We start from the raw sequence: 19,236 nt of genomic DNA on the forward strand, positions 1-19,236 counted from the left end.
GTCGAGTAATCTGCGACCGTCGGTGACGCCTTTGCCGTCGGTGCGGCGGCTCCGCTCGGCGGAGCCGGCCAGAACGAGAGACACCGCGGCGCGCTAGGGAGGCAGGACCAGGTGGTCGCAAGGAGTTCGGAGGTACGGTCGACGGCCGTACGGCGCAGCGCATCCCCGGGAGCCGGTGGGCGGCGGGGGCGTCGTGCCGGGCGTCTCGCCGGGCTCGGATTCGGTGGGGCGGCGCTGCTGGTCCTGCTCACGGGCTGTGACGTCGGCGCGGCGTTCGGTGGCTTCGGCTGGCCGCAGGGTGGCATCACCCCCGAGTCCCGGCGGATGTACGACCTGTGGATCGCCTCGTGCATCGCGGCGCTCGCGGTCGGTGTCTTCGTCTGGGGCCTGATCTTCTGGTGCATCGTGCGCTACCGCAAGCGCGGCAACGAGCTGCCGGTGCAGACCCGCTACAACCTGCCGATGGAGTTCCTCTACACCATCGCGCCGGTGCTGATCGTCTCCGTGCTCTTCTACTACACGGCGGTCGTGCAGACCGACGCGGTGAAGACCACCAACAACCCCGACATGACCGTCGAGGTCGTGGCCTTCAAGTGGAACTGGCAGTTCAACTACCGCGACGGCCAGGGGGTCGAGGCCAGCACCGTCGCGTCGACGCTCGGCACCAGCGAGGTCATTCCGATCCTGGTGCTGCCGACCGGCCGGTCCATCCGGTTCGAGGAGACCAGCCGCGACGTCATCCACTCGTTCTGGGTGCCGGAGATGCTGTTCAAGCGGGACGTCATGCCGGGCAACATCCGCAACGTCTTCGAGGTCTCGGGGCTGGAGACCGAGGGGGCCTACGTGGGTCGCTGCGCCGAGCTGTGCGGCAGCTACCACGCCTTCATGAACTTCGAGCTGCGGGTCGTCTCGCCGGAGAACTTCGACCGGTTCCTCGCGGCCAAGCAGGACGGCGCCTCGACCCAGGAGGCGCTCGCCGCGATCGGCCAGCAGCCGTACGCGGTCACCACCACGCCGTTCGAGACGCGGCGTACCGAGAGCAACTTCAACCCGGACACCGCTCCGGCCGGCGCGGGAAGCTGAGGCAACGGGCATGAAGACCGAGTGGCGCATCTTCCTGATCATTGCCGCGTTCCTGCTCTTCGCGACCGTGCTGTACGGCACCTGGACGGCGGGTGAGACGGGTCGCGTCGAGTGGATCGGCACCGTGGCCCTGCTGCTGTCGTTTCTGCTCTGCTCGATGTGCGGCGGCTTCTTCTGGTTCGTCTCCCGCCGCATCGACCTGCGCCCGGAGGACCGCCCGGACGCCGAGATCGCCGACGGCGCCGGCGAGGTCGGCTTCTTCAGCCCGGGCAGCTACTGGCCCTTCGGCCTGGCCCTGGCCGCCGCGATCGCCGGCCTGGGCCTGGCCTTCTGGCAGCTCTGGTTGCTCGCCCTCGGTCTGCTCACGGTGATCTTCAGCGCCTGCGGTCTGCTCTTCGAGTACTACTCCGGCACCCGCCGCACCGCCGAACACTGATCCCCTGACCCCACCCTCACCCCCAGACCTCGTGATCGATCACTGAGGCTGGGGGTGACGGCTGTCAGGGGGTGGTGGCGGTGGTGATCCAGTGGTGCAGGGTGCGGTCGGCGGCGCCGGAGTCGATGGACTCGGCGGCGCGGTCCAGGCCGGCGCGGAGTGCGTCGGTCAGGTCGCCGTCCAGCGGGCCCTGGGTGGCCAGGGCCGCCGCGGCGTTGACCAGGACGGCGTCGCGTACCGGGCCGGGCTCGCCGGCGAGCAGGCGCCGGGCCACGTCGGCGTTGTAGGCCGCGTCACCGCCGCGCAGGTCGGCGACGGTGGCCCGGGGCACGCCGAGGTCGGTCGCGTCCACCACGGTCTCCCGGACGGTGCCGTGCTGGGCGATCCAGAAGCGGGTCGGCGCGGCGGTGGTGAACTCGTCCAGCCCGTCCTCGCCGCGCATCACCAGCACCGAGTCGCCCCGGGCGGCGAAGACCGCCGCCATCACCGGCGCCATCTTCGCGTCGAAGCAGCCGACGGCCCCGGCGCGGGGACGTGCCGGGTTGGTCAGCGGCCCGAGGAAGTTGAACGCCGTCGGCACGCCCAGCTCCCGCCGGACCGGGCCCGCGTGGCGCATGCCGGGGTGGAACCGGGCGGCGAAACAGAAGCCGATGCCGGCCTCGGCCACGCACCGGGCCACCCCCTCCGGACCAAGATCCAGCGGTACGCCGAGGAACTCCAGCAGGTCGGCCGTGCCGCAGGAGGACGAGGCCGCCCGGTTGCCGTGCTTGACCACGCGCACCCCGGCACCGGCGACGACCAGTGCCGTCATCGTGGAGATGTTGACCGTGTGGGCGAGGTCGCCGCCGGTGCCGACCACGTCGAGCGCGGTCGCGCGTACCTCCTCGGGCAGCTCGACCGGGACGGCCCGGCCGAGCATCGCCTCGACCAGCCCGGCCACCTCGGCCGGGGTCTCGCCCTTGGCCCGCAGTGCCACGGCGAAGCCGGCGATCTGGGCCGGGGCCGCCGAGCCGGACATGATCTCGCCCATCGCCCAGGCGGTGTCGGCGGTGGAGAGTTCCTCACCGCGCAGCAGCGCGGTGAGCAGGTGCGGCCAGGTCCGATCGCCCATGGCGGGCCTCCCGAGCAGATGAGTGCGGGTGGGACGGGACCGGCGCCGGCTCGCCCGGCGCCGTGACGGTGCCGGAGTGGGACGTCAGGCGGGGGTGTGCGTGCGCAGCAGCTCGGTCACCGTGGCGGCGGTGGTCACCGGGTCGAGCGGGTGCACCAGGGTGGCGTCGACCTCGGCGTAGGAGGCGAGCCATCGATCGGCGGCACGGGCGATCACCACGCAGGTCGGTGGGGCGTCCGGGTAGTCGTCCTTGATCTGCCGGGCGATGCCGATGCCGCCGCCGGGCGTGGCCTCACCGTCGAGCAGCATCAGGTCGATCTCGTAGTCGTCGACCAGCCGGACGCACTCGGCGTAGGTGGACGCCTCGACGAACTCGACGCGCAGATCGGCCGCGGGTCGGGTGCCGACGGCGAGCCGCATCCGGTCCCGGACCTGCGGGTCGTCGCTGTAGAGCAGGACGGTGCACAGACGATCGCTCATGGCTAGGCTTGGCTCCCACCTCGTAGCTGCGTGGCCGATCGTACCGGTCGGTGTGGTACGCGTGACACACCGCCCCGTGTCCGCGCCGGTGCGTCAGGCGGCGGATTCCGCGGCGCGCTGGCGGGCCTCCTGGCGGTCCAGCTCGCGGTCGATCCGGCGGGCCTCCCGTTCGGCCTGGCGCATCCACTGCACGACCAGCACCGCGAGCATCGTCACGCTGACGAACTCGCCGCCGGCCCACAGGATGCCGCCGGCGAGCACCTGGTCCTCCCAGGGGTCGGCCCAGCTCAGCCCGAGCGACGGGTACCAGTCGCCGCCGAAGAGGGTGGTGCTCTGCATGATGGTCAGCCCGAGCACCGTGTGGAACGGCACCGACAGCAGCATCAGCAGTGCCCGCCCGGGGTACGGCCAGCGTCCCGGCAGCGGATCCAGGCCGAGCAGCGGCCAGAAGAACACGCAGCCGGTCATGATGAAGTGCGCGTGCACCAGCTCGTGTGCCCACGCGTGTTCCAGGGTGTAGCGGTACAGGTCGGTGAAGTAGAGCGCGAACGGGTTCACCACGAAGATGGCGAACGCCACCAGCGGGAAGGTGTAGACCCGCACGATCCGGCTGTGCACCACCGCGAGCAGCCGCTTGCGTGGGCCGCTCGGGAGCGTACGCAGGGCCAGCGTCACCGGCGCGCCCAGCGCCAGGAAGATCGGCGAGACCATGGAGAGCACCATGTGCTGCACCATGTGCACCGACAGCAGCGTGGTGTCGTACGCGTGCAGTCCGCTGAGGGTGACCGAGGCGATGCCGCCGAGGCCGGGGCCGAGGAAGAAGATCGTCCGGGCGATCGGCCAGCGGTCGCCGCGCAGCCGCAGCCGGTGCACCCCGTAGAGGTAGAGGCCGGCGGCGAGGACCAGGCCGACGGCCAGCCAGCTGTCCAGCCGGGCCTCGGTGACCACGGCGGTGACCGAGAACGGCGGCGGGCCGGCCTCGGCGGCCAGCGGCGTGGCGCCGGCCACCGTGGTCGCGCCGGTCGCGGCCAGGAGCTGCGGCACGGCCGCGCTGGCCAGGGAGATCGGATCGACGTGCAGCACGCCAATCAGCCTAGGTCAGGCGAACCGGACGGTACCGATCGGGCATGCATGGCCCGGGTTTGGCCCCCCGCTGATCGCCGGCCGTGGTCAACGGCAATAATGACCGCGTGACTGCGGCCCCAGCCATTGACAAGAGCCGGATCCACTCCCTGACGCGCCCCAACATGGTCAGCGTCGGGACGATCGTCTGGCTCTCCAGCGAGCTCATGTTCTTCGCGGCGCTGTTCGCGATGTACTTCTCCATCCGCGCGGCGGCACCGGAGCAGTGGGCGGAGCACACCCAGGTCCTCAACATCCCGTACGCGACCACCTTCACGGTGATCCTGGTGTTGTCCTCGGTGACCTGCCAGATCGGCGTGTTCGCCGCCGAGCGGGGTGACGTGCACGCGCTGCGACGCTGGTTCACGATCACCTTCGTGATGGGCCTGATCTTCGTCCTCGGCCAGGCGAATGAGTACCGCGAGCTGGTGCACCACGGCATCAAGATCAACGCGGACGGTTACGGCTCGATGTTCTACCTGACCACCGGCTTCCACGGCCTGCACGTGATCGGCGGTCTGCTCGCCTTCGTGATCTTCATGATCCGTACCACCATGGGCCGGTTCACGCCGGCGCAGGCCACCTCGGCGATCGTCGTGTCGTACTACTGGCACTTCGTCGACGTCGTGTGGATCGGGCTCTACGCCATGATCTACTGGCTCCAGTGATCTTGGCGCGTCTCGCGCCTTGCCGCTGCTCCACCCCCTGAGACAAGGTCCAACCGGTTAAGGACACAGGTCATGACTTCTGACAACGACCGCCGCCGCGGTCTGCTCGCGCGGTTGCGCGGGCGGCCCGGGGCGCCCAGCAGGGGCCGCCGCCGGCTGGGTGCCGCGGTCCGGCTGGTCGCCGCGCTGATGCTGGCCGGCGGTGCCTACACCGTCCTCGCTCCCGGCGCATCGGCGCAGGAGAACCCGCCGCTGAGCACCGCCGCCGCGGATGGCAAGGCGCTGTTCGACGTGAGCTGTGTGACCTGCCACGGTCGCAACGCGCAGGGGGTCGAGGGGCGCGGGCCGAGCCTGATCGGCGTCGGCGCGGCCTCGGTCGAGTTCCAGGTGAGCACCGGCCGGATGCCGATGGCCCGGCAGGAGGCCCAGGCGGCGCGCAAGCCCGAGGTGTTCACCCGCGACGAGATCGACCAGCTGGCCGCGTACGTGCAGGAACTGGGTGGCGGGCCGGTGGTGCCGGCCGGCGACAACCTGCACGCCGACGGCAACGTCGCGATCGGCGGCGAGTTGTACCGGATCAACTGCTCGCAGTGCCACGCGTTCAGCGGCGGCGGCGGCGCCCTCTCCTCCGGCAAGTACGCGCCGAGCCTCGCGCCGGCCACCGACCGCCAGATCTACGCGGCGATGCTGAGTGGCCCGCAGAACATGCCGGTCTTCGGCGACAACCAGATCACGCCGGAGCAGAAGGCGGACATCATCGCCTACATCCAGCAGAGTCTGAAGCACGACGGCGACCCCGGCGGCCTGTTCAACCTGGGTCGGTACGGTCCCTCCACCGAGGGTGTGGCGATCTTCCTGGTCGGCATCGTCGCGCTCGTCTTCGCCAGTCTGTGGATCGCGGGCAAGTCGTGACCGGAGGGATCATGAGCAGCCACACCGAGCAACCGGCCCACCCGGCTCAGGAACCGCTCGACGTCAACGACCCCCGGTTGAGCCGGTTCGACGTCGTCCGCGAGGGCGCCCGGCGGGACGACATCGAGATCGTCCACTACGAGCCGCAGGTCGTCCCGGGCAGCAAGGCCGAGCGCCGGCTGGTCCGTACGGTGGCGGGGTTCTTCCTGCTCACCGGCCTGGCGGCGACCGCCTTCCTGGTGATCTACATCTGGTGGCCGTGGGAGTACCAGCCCGGCCGCGGCGGCGACAAGCTCTACACCCCGCTGCTCGGCATCACCCTCGGTGTCGCCCTGCTCGGCATCGGCTTCGGCATCCTCACCTGGGGCAAGAAGCTGCTGCCCAAGGAGGTGTCGATCCAGGACCGGCACGAGGGCGCCGTGGCCACCGAGGACCGGACGATCACCGGCCAGACGATGCTCTACATGGCCGACGAGCTGGGCGTGAAGCGTCGGCCGCTGCTCGGCGTGTCGCTGCTGGCCGGCCTGCTGCCGGTCGGCGCCGTCGCCGCGGCGCCGCTGGTGGGTGGGCTGATCTCGCAGCCGCACAAGGACAACCAGATGTTCACCACCGGGTTCGCCCCGCACGACGGCCAGCGGATCCGGCTGGTCCGCGAGGACGGGCGGCCGATCCGGCCGGCGGACATCAGCTCCGGCGGTCAGATCACCGTCTTCCCCGGCGTGGAGCACGGCGTGAGCAACCGGTACGCCGACTCGCCCGCCCTGCTGATCCACCTGCGGGACGCCGACGCCGAGGAATCGCGCCGCAACAACGAGCGCGAGGGGCACCGCGGCTACATGTGGGGCAACTTCGCCGCCTACTCGAAGATCTGCACGCACGCCGGTTGCCCGGCGAGCCTGTACGAGCAGCAGACCAACCGCCTGCTCTGCCCGTGCCACCAGTCGCAGTTCCTGATCACCGACAACGCCAAGCCCATCTTCGGCCCGGCCAGCCGGCGCCTGCCGCAGCTGCCGATCGAGGTGGACTCCGACGGCTACTTCGTGGCGAAGTCCGACTACACTGAGACCGTCGGGCCCGACTTCTGGGAGCGGCCGTGAAGCGGCGAAAGTTTGACATGGCGGCGGCGCCGGCCAACACGGCGCGGGCGGTCGACGACCGCTTCCAGGTGGCGACCCCGCTGCGCCGACTGCTGAACAAGGTCTTCCCCGACCACTGGTCGTTCCTGCTCGGCGAGATCGCGCTCTTCTCGTTCATCGTCCTGCTGCTGACCGGGGTCTTCCTGACCTTCTTCTTCGAGCCGACGATGACCGAGGTCATCTACAACGGCAGCTACGCCCCGCTGCGGGGCACGCCGATGTCGGCGGCGTACGCCTCCACCCTGGACATCTCGTTCGACGTCCGGGGCGGCCTGATCATGCGTCAGATGCACCACTGGGCGGCCCTGCTGTTCATGGCCGCGATCGTGGTGCACATGCTGCGGATCTTCTTCACCGGCGCGTTCCGCAAGCCGCGCGAGACCAACTGGATCATCGGCTCGCTGCTGTTCTGGGTCGGCTTCCTCGCCGGCTTCACCGGCTACTCGCTGCCGGACGACGGCCTCTCCGGCACCGGCCTGCGGATCGCCTCGGCGATCATGCTGTCCATCCCGGTGATCGGTTCCTGGGTGACCGCGGCGGTCTTCAACGGTGAGTTCCCCGGCACGATCATCATCAGCCGGTTCTTCATCGCCCACGTGCTGCTCATCCCGGCCCTGCTGGTCGCGCTGATCACCGTCCACCTGGGGCTGGTCTTCAAGCAGAAGCACACCCAGTGGCCGGGTCCGGGCCGGACGAACGGCAACGTGGTCGGTGAGCGGATGTTCCCCCGCTACGCGATCAAGCAGGGCGGCTTCTTCATGGTCGTCTTCGGCGTGATCGCGCTGCTGGGCGGTCTGTTCCAGATCAACCCGGTCTGGCTGTTCGGCCCGTACGAGGCGTGGGTGGTCTCGGCCGCCAGCCAGCCCGACTGGTACGTCATGTTCCTCGACGGCTCCACCCGGCTCATGCCGGACTGGCAGATCGACATCCCGATCGGCGACGGATACGTGATTCCGCCGCTGTTCTGGCCGACCGTGGTGCTACCGGGCATTCTGGTGATGCTCTCCGTCTTCTATCCGTTCCTGGAAGCCCGCTACCTGAAGGACTACCGCAGCCACAACCTGCTCCAGCGCCCCCGCGACGTGCCGTTCCGCACCGGCCTGGGCGCCATGGCGGTCACCTTCTACGTGATCCTGACCCTCTCCGGCGCGAACGACGTCATCGCGGACAAGTTCCACATCAGCCTGAACGCGATGACCTGGGCCGGCCGGATCGGCCTGCTGATCCTCCCGCCGCTGGCGTACTACGTCACGTACCGGATCTGCCTCGGGTTGCAGCAGCACGACCGGGAGGTCCTCGCCCACGGCGTGGAGACCGGCATCATCCGGCGCCTGCCGGACGGCCGGTTCGTCGAGGTGCACCAGCCGCTCAGCGCGGCCGGCGAGAACGGTCACGGCGAGCTGGAGTACGCCGGTTGGGTGGTGCCGAAGAAGATGAACCGGCTCGGTGCCCTCGGCCCGGCCATCCGGGGCTTCTTCTACCCGATCGAGAAGCCGGCCGAGGCGCCGGTCTCGCCGGGGCACCCGCCGGTCGAGCCGCGCGCCGAGCGCGAGGAGATCGGCAGCGGGGAGACCCGACGCTAAGCTTCGCGACAGCGTGACGTGGCGCCCGCCGGACACCGTCCGGCGGGCGCCACCGCCATTTCCGCTCTTCCCGGCCGTCTGCGACGCATCTACCCGGTCGTCGGATCGCAGGAATAACCCCGGCCAGCCGGGTATCCGTGCGGTCCAACGTCACAACGGGGAGGAAGCATGTTGGGTATCAAACGCCTCGGCCTGCTGGCCGCGCTGGTGCTGGTGGGCGTCGCGCCCGCCGCAGCGGCGCAGGCGGCGGCGCAGCCGTCGGAACAGGACACGCAGTACCTGCAGGCGATCCACCAGACCAACCTCTACGAGATCGCGGCCGGTGAGCTGGCCCAGGAAAAGGGCCAGAACCAGCAGGTCAAGGAGCTGGGGCAGCAGTTCGTCACGGACCACACCGAACTCGACCAGTCGGTGCAGGACCTGGCCGGACAGCTCAACGTCGAGCTGCCGAGCGAGCCCACCAGCGATCAGCGGTCGGCTCTCGACCAGCTGAACAACGCCAGCGGTGAGGAGTTCGACCGGCTCTGGGTGACCCAGGGTCTGGCCGGTCACCTGCAGGCCATCCAGGCGACCCAGACGGAGATCTCGCAGGGCACCGAGCCGCAGGTGGTCGAGCTGGCGCAGACCGCGCTGCCGGTCCTGCAGGCGCACTACGACGCCCTGGTGCTGCTGGCCGAGGAACTCGGCATTCCGGTTCCGGAGACCAGCCCGACCGGTACGCCCGGCCCGGGTGGCACCGTCCCGGCTCCGGGTGGCACCACGCCCGCGCCCGGCGGCACCGAGCCGGCCCCGGGTGGCACGGTCACCGAGGAGGCCCCGGTTCCTGGTGACACCGAGGTCCCGCTGCCGGAGCAGAGCTGATCAGACGGTACGAGGCGAGCCGGTCCATCCCGCGCGGGGTGGGCCGGCTCGCGTGGTGGGCGGCCCCGCCGGGGAGCCGGTGACTTGGCGCGGTCGCGCCTAGTCCGTGCTGCCCAGCCCGATCGCGAAGGCCTCCTCCAGGTCGTGCCGGGAGTACGCGCGGAAGGCGATGTGCGACTCCGTGTTGAGCACGCCCGAGACCTTCGAGATGCTGCCCGCGATCACCTGCGCGATCTCGTCGAACTCGCGGACCCGGACCATGGCGATCAGGTCGACGTGCCCGGCCACCGAGTAGACCTCGCTCACCCCGGGCAGGTTGGCCAGCGTCTCGGCCACCTCGGGAATCGAGTCGGTGGCGCAGTCGATCAGCACGATCGCGGTGATCACGGGAGGGCTCTCCGTTCGTCGGCGTCGCCGCCCATGCTAAGGCCTGCCCACGGGTTCAGGACGCCGGGACGGTCAGGTCGGCGCCGGCACGGATCACGTCGCGCAGGTGTTCGCTGGTGTCGACCGTGGCGCCCGGCCAGACCACGCTGCGGGTGAGCGCCCCCCGCACGGTGGCGCCCGCACCGACGACGGACCGGTGGCAGCGGCCGGTGACCCTGGCCGCCGGGTCGATCAGGCAGCCGTCGCCGGCCGCGTGCAGGTTCGCGGCGAGGTAGTCGGCCGGGGTGCCGGTGTCGATGAAGGTGCCCGGGTAGCCGACCACGCTCAGCCGGCCGGCGGCCTCGGCCGGGCGCCACAATGCGCGTACCAGGTCGCCGAAGACCGGGGGAAGGTCGCGGACGAGGGACCAGGGGAGCAGGGAGAAACCGGTGAAGACGTGCCCGTCGAAGGTGCCCGGCGCACCCGGGTCGGCGGCCGGCTGGCCGAGCAGGCGTACCGTCTCGCCGTCCCACCCGTCCAGCAGCGCGGCGATGTCCGGCCCGGGCGGCCGCGCCGGGTCGGCAAGGTACGCGTCGGCGTTACCGACCAGCACCCCCCGCCCGGCGATCCAGTCCCGCAGCTTCCCCACCCCGCCCGCGGTGCCGAGCGGGCTGCCCGGTTCCACCGAGAGATGGGCCCGGTCACCCACCCGCTCGACGACCTGGTCCCCGAGATAGCAGGCGTTCACCGCGACCGTCGCCGGCCCGGCCAGGCCCAGACCGGCGAGCCGGGCCAGCGCCCGGTCCAGCAGCGGCACGTTGCCCACCGGGCAGAGCGCCTTGGGCACCCGCTCGGTCAGCGGGCGCAGCCGGGTGCCCTCGCCGGCGGCGAGCACCACCGCGCAGAGCGCGCCGCCGGCCGGCGGCGCCGGCCGGCGGTCCGCGGGGTCGGCGGGCCCGGTCACGGCGTGCTGTCGGGCAGCGGTGGCGGGAACTGCCCGGCCAGCGGGCCGATGTCGTAGTAGGCCAGTAGGCGGGCGGTGGGCCAGGTCAGCTTCGGCAGGTCGTCCAACGGATGCCAGGCGGCCTCGAAGACCTCCGCGCCGTCGACGGTCAGCTCGGTGCGCGACGCCGGCACCTCCACGGTGAAGACCATGTCCACCCAGCCCTTGGCGTGCACGATCGCGTTGGGCACCGCCGGGGTGAGCCGGGTGGGCGGAAGCCGGATGCCCGACTCCTCGTGCAGCTCCCGGGCCGCACCCACCGCCGGGTTCTCGCCGCGTTGCAGCAGCCCGGCCGGGAGCGTCCAACCCCGGCCCGGCGGCTGCCGCAGCAACAGCAGCCGGCCCGCGCCCTCGGCCTCGCTGTCCCGGACCAGAGTGACCGCGCCCACGATGTACTTCGGCACGGCCAGCCGCACCAGCCGGCGCCGGACCGGTAGCGGCAGCCGGTAGAAGACCTGGTACGCGACGGCGCGGCCGGTGCGGCGCGAGCGGGGGATCATGGGTTCAGGCTAGTGGCCCGGCGGCCGACTCGCGCCTCGGGACCGTGGCCGGGGCGGCCGGCGTCGAGCCGGCGCGCCGGCACCGGGGTCACTGCCGGTGGTCGACCAGGTCGATGAGCTGGCGTACCACGGTGTCCGGTTCGATCACCCGGTCGAAGACCGCGACCAGCAGGGTCTCCAGATCCGGGTAGCCGAGCTCCTCCGACAGTCGCAGCAGCGGCAGGTCGCTGGCCAGCCCGCGATTGTGCTGGCGCAGGGCCAGCCCGATCGTGGCCCGACCGAGGCGCACCTTGTCGCTGATCGAGATGCCCGGCTCGCTGTGGTCGGCGAACCACCGGTTGATCTGCATCTGCGCGTGCGGCGACTTGACGAAGCCCAGCCACTCGCGACGCGGTCCGCGCGGAGCGACCTCGGCGTCGAGGCCGCTCTCCTCGTCGGTCTCGGTGAAGATCTCCACCACGTCGCCCTCCTCCAGTTCGGAGGAGAGCGGGACCAGCCGGCCGTTGATCCGTGCCGCGAGGCACCGGTCGCCCCGGTCGGTGTCGAGCTCGTATGCCAGGTCCACCGGGGTGGCCCCGCCCGGCAGGACGATCTGCCGGCCCTCGGCGACCACCTGGATCTGCGCCTCCGACAGGTCGCAGCGCAGCGACTGGAGGAACTGCGCCGGGTCGGCCGCGTCCTGCTCCCAGTCCAGCACGCGGCGCAGCCAGTCGAGCTGCCCGCGGGCCGTCGCGGACCCGCCGGAGCGGGGGAAGCGGAAGTCGGCGGCGACGCCGTACTCGGCCGCGCGGTGCATCTCCTCGGTGCGGATCAGCACCTCCACGGTGCGGTTCTTCGGCCCGCAGACGCTGGTGTGCAAGGACCGGTAGAGGTTGTTCTTCGGTGAGGCGATGAAGTCCTTGAACCGGCCGGGGATGGGCCGCCAGAGCCCGTGGACCGCGCCGAGCGCGGCGTAACAGTCGGTGGCCGGACCGTCCACCACGATGGTGATGCGGGGCAGGTCGTACGGGATGGCGTGGCCGCCGGCCACGGTGTCCTTCCAGATCGAGTAGAGGTGCCGGGGTCGGGGGGCCACCTCGGCGTCGACCCGGCCGCGACGCAGCGCCACCTTCGCCTGCGCGACCACGCTGGCGAGGTAGCTGTCCCAGCCGGGGCGGTCGTGCACGTGCCGGGCGATGCGGGCGTGCTCGGCCGGTTCGAGGTGCAGCAGCACCACGTCGTCCAGCTCCCGCTTGAGGGTCTGGATGCCCAGCCGGTCGCAGAGCGGCACCAGCACCTCCTGGGTCTTGCGGGCGATCCGCTCGCGGGAGGCGGCCGAGCGTACGCCGAGGGTGCGCATGTTGTGCAGCCGGTCGGCGAGCTTGATGATCAGCACCCGGACGTCCTTGCCGGCCGCGATGATCATCTTGCGGATGGTCTCCGCCTCGGCGGCCTGCCCGTAGAACGCCTTGTCGAACTTGGTCACCCCGTCGACCAGGTGCGCCACCTCGTGGTCGAAGTCCTCCGCGAGGGCCTGCAACGTGTAGCGGGTGTCCTCCACGGTGTCGTGCAGCAGCGCCGCGACCAGGGTGGTGGTGTCCATCCCCAGCTCGGCGCAGATCTGGGCGACCGCCAGCGGGTGGGTGATGTACGGCTCCCCGCTCTTGCGGAACTGGCCCCGGTGCATGTTCTCCGCGATGGTGTAGGCCCGCCGCAGCACCGCGGGATCGGCGCCGGTGTGGATGGTGCGGTGGCTGCGGACCAGGTGGCCGACCGGTTCGGTCTCGGTGGTGGGCCAGGCCAGCAGCGAGCGGAGCCGGCGGGCCAGCGGCAACTCGCCCGGCTGGGTCGGGAGCGCACCGCCCAGGGCGCCGCCGTGTCCGGCGTCGACGTCCACCTGGGACACCCCCTCACACCTGCGTCACGACCGCCGAGATCCGGCAACCGGGAGCAGACCCTCGAAACGGGCAGGACTGCACTTCCTTAACAGAGTAAGTGAGTCGACGTAGTCCGATCGGACACTTGCTCATGAGCGTTCGGACCAGAGTTGGTGGGACGCCGCGCTCTCGGCCTTGGTCAGCAGGTCGCGGAACCGCGCCGCGCCGCCCACCGGGGAGGCCCATCCGGCGGACATCTCGACCAGCCGGGTCTCCGGTCGCTCCAGCCAGGACAGGATCCGTTCCGACTCCTCCGGGCTGGCCGCGGGGACCGGGCCGTGCCCGGGCGACACCGTCTCGGCGGTGGCCCGGATGGCGGCCAACGTCGGTCGAGGATGGACCCCGGGCGGCGAGACCCCGGCCCCGGCCAGCCGGCCGTGCCGCACCAGCGCCAACTCCCAGCCCCCGCCGGCTGCCGGGTGGGCGGCGGCCACCTCGGCGAGCCCGCTCAACGCGGCGAGCCGCTGCATGCGCACCGCGGCCCGCAGCACCGCCGCGAGGCGGGACCGCAGCACCGCGGCCTCCTCGTAACGCTGGCCGGCGGCCAGCGCCTCGATCCGGGCGAGCAGGGCGTCCACCACCGGCTGCGGGTCGCCGGTGGTGGCGGTGGCGAACGGCGTGACGGCTCGGGCGTCGTACTCCTCGGGGGTGATCCGGTGCTCGCAGGGCGCCGGGCAGCGACCCAGCTCGGCCAGGGCGCAGGCCGGCGTGACGGTGCGCAGCGACAGGCGGTGGGTGCACTGGCGCAGCGGCACCGCGTCGTGGAAGCCGGCGGCGGCCAGCTCGGCGGCGCGCCGGGAGGAGAACGGGCCGAGGAAGGCGCGGTCGCCGGGGGAGATCTCCCGGACCACCGACAGCCGGGGGTACGGCCCGTCGGTCAGCTTCAGCCAGACCACCCGCTCCGGGAACTTCGACCGCCGGTTGTACGGCGGCGCGTGCGCCCCGATCAGCCGCAGCTCGCGGACCTCGGCCTCCAGCGAGTGCGCGCACTCCACCGCCTCGACCCGCTCGGCGGCGGCCAGCATCTCCGAGATCCGGGCGCGCTTCTCCGCCGCGGTGAAGTAGCTGCGTACCCGGGTGGCGATGTCCCGGGAGGTGCCGACGTAGAGCGGCCGGTCATCCGCGGCGCGGAAGATGTAGACCCCCGGCGCCTTCGGCAGGCCCTCGGCGAGGTGCCGCTTGCGGCGCTGGGTCGGGGTGACCGCGCGGGCGAACTCGATGGCGTCGCCGATGGTGTCGACCCGGTGCCCGCCGAGCCGGCCGATGAGCCCGTGCAGCACGTCGACGGTCGCCCGGGCATCGTCCAGCGCCCGGTGGGTCGGTTGGGTGGCCGCCCGGAAGTAGGCGGCGAGGGTGCCCAGCTTGCGGTTGGGCACCTCGTCGCGCAGCAGCACCCGGCGGGCCAGCGCGGCGGTGTCCAGCACCCGCGGGTTCGGCCAGCGATAGCCGTGCTTCGCGCAGGCGGCCTTGAGGAAACCGACATCGTAGGGCGCGTTGTGGGCGACCAGCACGGCGTCCGAGACGAACTCCAGGAAGCTCGGCAGCACCTGCTCGACCGGCGGCGCCGGCAGCAGCATGGCCTGGGTGATGCCGGTCAGCACGGTGATGAAGGGCGGGATCGGCACCCCGGGGTTGACCAGGGTGGCCAGCACCCCCAACTCCTCACCACCGCGCACCTTGACCGCGCCGATCTCGGTGATGCCGCCGCCGTCGGGTGCCCCACCGGTCGTCTCCAGGTCGACCACCACGAACGTCGTCGCGTACAGCGGCAGCGCCGGGTCGACGCCGCCGGTGGTCGGGTCGAGGCCGGCCAGCGCCGGCTGCAGGTACTCCTGTTGTGCCATCGCGGGGCAGGCTAGCCGTCCGGTCCGACACTCCGGCCCCAGCGGCCCCAGGCGTCACCACCGGTCTAGGATGAGAGATCGGCTCACTCACCAGGCGGTGGGCCCGGTCGCGGTGGGAGACTTGCCACATGCCCCTCACCGAGCCGCACGACGACAACCTCCCGCAGGAGGAGCAGGTCGTCGAGGTGCCGGCCGCCGGTGACGGGCCCACCGGTGACCCCGTGGCGGGCACCGACCCGGCGGAGTCGGTCGAGTCCGAGTCGGGTTCGGCCGAGCCGGAGCCGACCCTGCCCGAGCCGGTCCGGCAGCGGATCGTCTCGCTCACCGCCGCCGTGCTGCCCGGTCTGCCCGGAGACGAGGTCCCCGTGCCACTGCGCCGGGTCGCCAAGTTCGCCCCCAACCGGCGTGCCCGGCTCGGCGCACCGGCGATCGCCGCCCAGCTCGCCGCCGACCCGTTGTTCCGGCAGCGGGTCACCGCCCGGGTCCTGGCCGACGCCGGCGACCTGGGCGCCGCCGTGGTCGAGGGGACCGCTCCCGCCGCCGCCGACCCGGTCGAAGTGGCGGCCCTGGCCTACCTGGCCCGGCCGCGCGGCTGGCGGGAGTTGATCGACGCCAGCGGGGCGGCGGTACGCGCCGAGGCGGACACCGCCGTGGTGGCCGAGCTGGTCCGCCAGGCCGAGCAGCGGACCAACCGCGCCGAGCACGACCGGGCGGTGGCCCGGGTCGAGGCCGACAAGCTGCGCGACGAACTGGCCCGGGTGCGCGAGGAGCTGGGCCAGCTGCGCGAGGAGGCCCGGCAGCTCGCCCGTACGCTGCGGGAGAGCCAGGCCCGGGAACGCCGGGCGAGCGAGCTGCTGGCCACCGAGCGGGGCCGGGCCGCGCGGGCCGCCGCCGACGCGGACGCCGAGCTGCGCCGGGCCCGGGCCCGGCTGGCCGAGGCGGAGGCGGCCGCCGGAGTGGCCCGGAGCAGCGCCAAGGAGGCCCGTTCGGTCGACGACGCGCGGCTGTGGCTGCTGCTGGAGACCATCGGCCAGGCCGCCCTCGGGTTGCGCCGGGAGCTGGCGCTGGATCCGGTCGACAAGCTGCCCGCCGACTTCGTCGCGGACTCCTTCGCCGACTCCTCGGCGGCCATCCCGGTCGGCGCCGCCGCCCGCGCCCAGGACACCGACGACCCGGGCCGACTGGACCAGCTGCTCGCCCTGCCCCGGGCACACCTCGTGGTCGACGGCTACAACGTGACCAAGCGGGGCTTCGGCGAGATGTCGCTGGAGCACCAGCGCAAGCGCCTGATCACCGGCCTCGGCGGGATCGCCGCGCAGACCGGTGACGAGGTCACCGTCGTCTTCGACGGGGCGGAACGGATGCACGGGCTGCCACCCACCCCGCGCGGCGTGCGGGTGCTGTTCTCCCGCAAGGGTGAGACCGCCGACGAGCTGATCCGCCGGCTGGTCCGCGCCGAACCGCCGGGTCGCCCGGTGGTGGTGGTCTCCTCCGACCGCGAGGTCGCCGACGGGGTACGCCGGCACGGCGCCTACCCGCTGGGCGCGGACTCGCTGCTGCGGCGGCTGTCCCGCTCCTGATCGACCCGGTCCGATCCGCACGTTCGATCGGGGGCGGCGGGCCTCGACCCCGGACGGCGACCCGGTCTGATCGACTCGCGCGGGGCGCGGGCGCGGCGGGCAATAGGATGGGCGCCCATGGCGACAGGAGCGGCGGTATGAGGCGCACAGCGGACGACGGGTCCGACCCCGGTCGCTGCGGCGGCCGATCGCCGCGGCGGGACGGGATGGCGCGGCGGGACGGGGTGGCGCGGTGAGCCCGCGCGGCTGGGCGCTGCTCACTCTGGCCGGCCTGGGCGTCGCACTGGTCCTGGCCGCGCTGGTGCTGATCCCGTGGCACCGCCCGCCGGCGCCCCGGGCCGACCAGCTCGCCGCCCTGCGCGATCTCCCCACCGAGCAGGTGGAACGGGCCCGGCAGTTCCGCTCCGCGCTCCGCCCCGGCGGCTGGGCGGCGCTCGGTGTCGGGCTGCTGGTGGCGCTGGCGCTCGGGTTGACCCCGCTGGGCAGTCGCCTGGTCGAGCTGGGCGGGCGCCCCTTCGGCGGCCACTGGATCGCGCAGGCGATCGTCGGCGGGCTGGCCGTGGTGCTGGTCGCCGACCTGGTGACGCTGCCGTTCTCCGCGTGGCGGCACAGCGTGCTCACCCGCTACGGGCTGGCCACCAACGGCTGGAGCGGCTGGGCGGTGGACCTGCTCAAGTCGTACGCGGTCAGCGCCGTCATCGGCGCGGTGGCGCTGCTCGGCTTCTACACCGTCGTCCGGCTCGCCCCCCGCTGGTGGTGGGCGGTCGGCGCGGTCGGTGCGGCGACCCTGGTGGTGCTGCTCTCCTTCGTGCTGCCGGTGCTGGTCGAGCCGGTCTTCAACCGGTTCAGCCCGATGGAACCGGGTCCGCTGCGCACCCAGCTGATGGAGTTGGCCGAACGCGACGGCGTGCCGGTACGCGACGTGCTGGTCGCCGACGCGTCCCGGCGTACCCGGGCGGTCAACGCCTACGTCTCCGGGCTGGGACCGACCCGCCGGGTGGTGGTCTACGACAACCTGCTGCGCGAGGCGACGCCCGCCGAGGTGACCGCGGTCGTGGCGCACGAACTCGGCCATGCCAAGGACCGGGACGTGCCGGTCGGCACGCTCACCGGTGCGCTGGGCGCGGCGGCCGCCGTGGTGGCGCTCTACCTGATCGGCTCCTGGCCGCCGCTGCTGCGCCTGGCCGGCGTCGACTCGGTCGCCCAGCCTCGGGCGTTCCCGCTGCTGCTCGCCCTGGTCACGGTGGCCGGGCTGGTCTTCGCTCCGGTGCAGGCGTTGATGTCGCGGCGGGTCGAGGCCCGGGCCGACGCGCACGCGCTGGCGCTGACCGGCGACCCGGTGGCGTACGAGTCGATGCAGCGGCGGCTCTCCGCGGTCAACCTCGCCGACCCCGACCCGCCCCGCTGGGAGTACCTCTACTCCGCGTCGCACCCGTCCACCGTGGAGCGGATCGCCGCCGCTCGCGCGTACGCCAGGAAGGCCGGCTGATGGGTCGCACGTTGTTGATCACGAACGACTTCCCGCCCCGGCCGGGCGGCATCCAGTCGTTCGTGCACCACCTCGCGGTACGCCAGCCGGCCGGCTCGGTGGTGGTCTACGCGTCGAGCTGGCGGGGTGCGGACAAGTTCGACGCCGACCAGCCGTTCGAGGTGGTGCGCGAGCGCACCAGGGTGCTGCTGCCCACCCCGCTGGTGGCCCGCCGGGCCGCCCAGCTGGCCCGGGCGTACGACTGTGACACGGTCTGGTTCGGCGCGGCGGCCCCGCTCGGCCTGCTCGCCGCGGGGCTGCGCCGGCGGGCCGGGGTGCGGCGGGTGGTCGCCCTCACCCACGGGCACGAGGTGGGCTGGGCGACGCTGCCGGTGGCGCGGACCGCGCTGCGGCGCGTCGGCCGGGGCGCCGACGTGGTCACCTACCTGGGGGAGTACACCCGCACCCGGCTGGCCCGGGCGCTGGGCGAGGTGACCGAGCTGCGCCGGCTCCCCCCCGGCGTGGACACCGAGGTCTACCACCCGGCCGTCGACGGCGCGGCGGTACGGCACCGGCTCGGCCTCTCCGAACGGCCGGTGGTGGTCTGCGTGTCCCGCCTGGTGCCCCGCAAGGGCCAGGACATGCTGATCCGGGCGATGCCGTTGATCCGCCGCCGGGTGCCCGACGCCGCGCTGCTGGTGGTCGGAGGCGGGCCGTACCGGGCCACGCTCGCCCGGCTGGCCCGCCAGTCCGGCGTGGAGCAGGACGTGGTCTTCACCGGCTCGGTACCCGCCGCCGAACTGCCCGCCCACTACGCGGCCGGCGACGTGTACGCGATGCCCTGCCGCACCCGCAACCGGGGCCTGGACGTGGAGGGACTCGGCATCGTCTACCTGGAGGCGTCGGCGACCGGCCTGCCGGTGGTGGCCGGCGACTCCGGCGGCGCCCCGGACGCGGTGCGCGAGGGCGAGACCGGGTACGTGGTGGACGGCCAGGATCTCGCCCAGCTCGCCGACCGGGTGGCCACCCTGCTCGTCGACCGGGACCTCGCCCGACAGCTCGGTGCCGCCGGCCGGGCCTGGGTGGAGCGGGAGTGGCGCTGGGAGACCCAGGCCCAGCGCCTGGCGGACCTGCTGGCGGGGTGAGCCGGGGCGAGGCCCCGCGACC

General features: G+C 72.7%; 18 protein-coding genes. 10 read left to right on the top strand and 8 right to left on the bottom strand.

The genetic code is table 11. The annotated features are described in order from the left end of the window. The first annotated feature begins 111 nt into the window (after positions 1-111). A complete protein-coding gene (gene coxB, locus O7615_RS21645) occupies positions 112-1,083 on the top strand; it encodes a cytochrome c oxidase subunit II (protein WP_278179625.1) in 972 nt (323 codons plus the stop codon). 10 nt (positions 1,084-1,093) lie between these two features. After that, positions 1,094-1,519, top strand: coding sequence for a cytochrome c oxidase subunit 4 (locus tag O7615_RS21650; RefSeq protein WP_278179627.1), 426 nt, complete (start codon positions 1,094-1,096; stop codon positions 1,517-1,519). Positions 1,520-1,583: 64 nt separating this feature from the next. Here the strand turns inward: O7615_RS21650 and trpD are convergent, their stop codons facing one another. The 3 genes from trpD to O7615_RS21665 form a co-directional block, all read right to left on the bottom strand. Then, positions 1,584-2,630, bottom strand: a complete 1,047-nt coding sequence (gene trpD / locus O7615_RS21655) for an anthranilate phosphoribosyltransferase (RefSeq protein WP_278179629.1) — start codon at positions 2,628-2,630, stop codon at positions 1,584-1,586. Positions 2,631-2,714: 84 nt separating this feature from the next. Beyond that, positions 2,715-3,110: a hypothetical protein gene (locus tag O7615_RS21660; RefSeq protein ID WP_278179630.1), complete on the bottom strand. Its 396-nt coding sequence runs from the start codon at positions 3,108-3,110 to the stop codon at positions 2,715-2,717. Between the two features lie 93 nt (positions 3,111-3,203). After that, positions 3,204-4,193, bottom strand: a complete 990-nt coding sequence (locus O7615_RS21665; protein WP_278179631.1) for a cytochrome c oxidase assembly protein — start codon at positions 4,191-4,193, stop codon at positions 3,204-3,206. 107 nt (positions 4,194-4,300) lie between these two features. On the opposite strand from O7615_RS21665, the gene O7615_RS21670 reads away from it, so the two are divergent. The 5 genes from O7615_RS21670 to O7615_RS21690 all read left to right on the top strand — a co-directional run bounded on the left by O7615_RS21670 (position 4,301) and on the right by O7615_RS21690 (position 9,392). Further along, a complete protein-coding gene (locus tag O7615_RS21670) occupies positions 4,301-4,900 on the top strand; it encodes a heme-copper oxidase subunit III (protein ID WP_278179633.1) in 600 nt (199 codons plus the stop codon). Positions 4,901-4,972: 72 nt separating this feature from the next. Beyond that, complete coding sequence (locus O7615_RS21675; RefSeq protein WP_278179634.1) at positions 4,973-5,812, top strand: cytochrome c; 840 nt, start codon at positions 4,973-4,975, stop codon at positions 5,810-5,812. Between the two features lie 11 nt (positions 5,813-5,823). Further along, positions 5,824-6,909 (top strand): Rieske 2Fe-2S domain-containing protein, encoded by a 1,086-nt coding sequence (locus O7615_RS21680; protein ID WP_278179635.1) that lies wholly within the window; start codon positions 5,824-5,826, stop codon positions 6,907-6,909. Next, entirely contained in the window at positions 6,906-8,531 is a 1,626-nt protein-coding gene (locus tag O7615_RS21685) for a cytochrome b N-terminal domain-containing protein (protein WP_278179636.1), read from the top strand. Before O7615_RS21680 ends, O7615_RS21685 begins: the two co-directional genes overlap by 4 nt. A 168-nt stretch (positions 8,532-8,699) precedes the next feature. Beyond that, positions 8,700-9,392, top strand: coding sequence for a DUF4142 domain-containing protein (locus O7615_RS21690; RefSeq protein WP_278179637.1), 693 nt, complete (start codon positions 8,700-8,702; stop codon positions 9,390-9,392). A 99-nt stretch (positions 9,393-9,491) separates the two neighbouring features. Here O7615_RS21690 and O7615_RS21695 read toward each other — a convergent pair whose 3' ends face one another. The 5 genes from O7615_RS21695 to O7615_RS21715 all read right to left on the bottom strand — a co-directional run bounded on the left by O7615_RS21695 (position 9,492) and on the right by O7615_RS21715 (position 15,021). Beyond that, the gene (locus O7615_RS21695; RefSeq protein ID WP_278179638.1) at positions 9,492-9,779 is read right to left on the bottom strand and encodes an Lrp/AsnC ligand binding domain-containing protein; all 288 of its coding nucleotides are present in this window, start codon (positions 9,777-9,779) and stop codon (positions 9,492-9,494) included. 55 nt (positions 9,780-9,834) lie between these two features. Then, a complete protein-coding gene (locus O7615_RS21700; RefSeq protein ID WP_278179639.1) occupies positions 9,835-10,722 on the bottom strand; it encodes a sugar phosphate nucleotidyltransferase in 888 nt (295 codons plus the stop codon). Continuing rightward, on the bottom strand, positions 10,719-11,261 hold the full coding sequence (locus tag O7615_RS21705) for an NUDIX domain-containing protein (protein WP_278179640.1): 543 nt from the start codon (positions 11,259-11,261) through the stop codon (positions 10,719-10,721). Before O7615_RS21705 ends, O7615_RS21700 begins: the two co-directional genes overlap by 4 nt. A gap of 88 nt (positions 11,262-11,349) precedes the next feature. Beyond that, positions 11,350-13,137: an HD domain-containing protein gene (locus O7615_RS21710; protein ID WP_278182184.1), complete on the bottom strand. Its 1,788-nt coding sequence runs from the start codon at positions 13,135-13,137 to the stop codon at positions 11,350-11,352. A 129-nt stretch (positions 13,138-13,266) separates the two neighbouring features. Then, a complete protein-coding gene (locus O7615_RS21715; RefSeq protein ID WP_278179641.1) occupies positions 13,267-15,021 on the bottom strand; it encodes a DEDD exonuclease domain-containing protein in 1,755 nt (584 codons plus the stop codon). A gap of 128 nt (positions 15,022-15,149) precedes the next feature. Here O7615_RS21715 and O7615_RS21720 point away from each other — a divergent pair, with 128 nt between their 5' ends. The 3 genes from O7615_RS21720 (at position 15,150) to O7615_RS21730 (ending at position 19,214) form a co-directional block, all read left to right on the top strand. Beyond that, entirely contained in the window at positions 15,150-16,601 is a 1,452-nt protein-coding gene (locus O7615_RS21720; RefSeq protein ID WP_278179642.1) for an NYN domain-containing protein, read from the top strand. Between the two features lie 232 nt (positions 16,602-16,833). After that, entirely contained in the window at positions 16,834-18,090 is a 1,257-nt protein-coding gene (locus O7615_RS21725) for a M48 family metallopeptidase (RefSeq protein ID WP_278179643.1), read from the top strand. Further along, a complete protein-coding gene (locus tag O7615_RS21730; protein ID WP_278179644.1) occupies positions 18,090-19,214 on the top strand; it encodes a glycosyltransferase family 4 protein in 1,125 nt (374 codons plus the stop codon). Before O7615_RS21725 ends, O7615_RS21730 begins: the two co-directional genes overlap by 1 nt. Positions 19,215-19,236: the final 22 nt, after the last annotated feature.

The organism is Micromonospora sp. WMMD1082, from assembly GCF_029626175.1.
In the GTDB taxonomy this organism is placed as follows: domain Bacteria; phylum Actinomycetota; class Actinomycetes; order Mycobacteriales; family Micromonosporaceae; genus Micromonospora.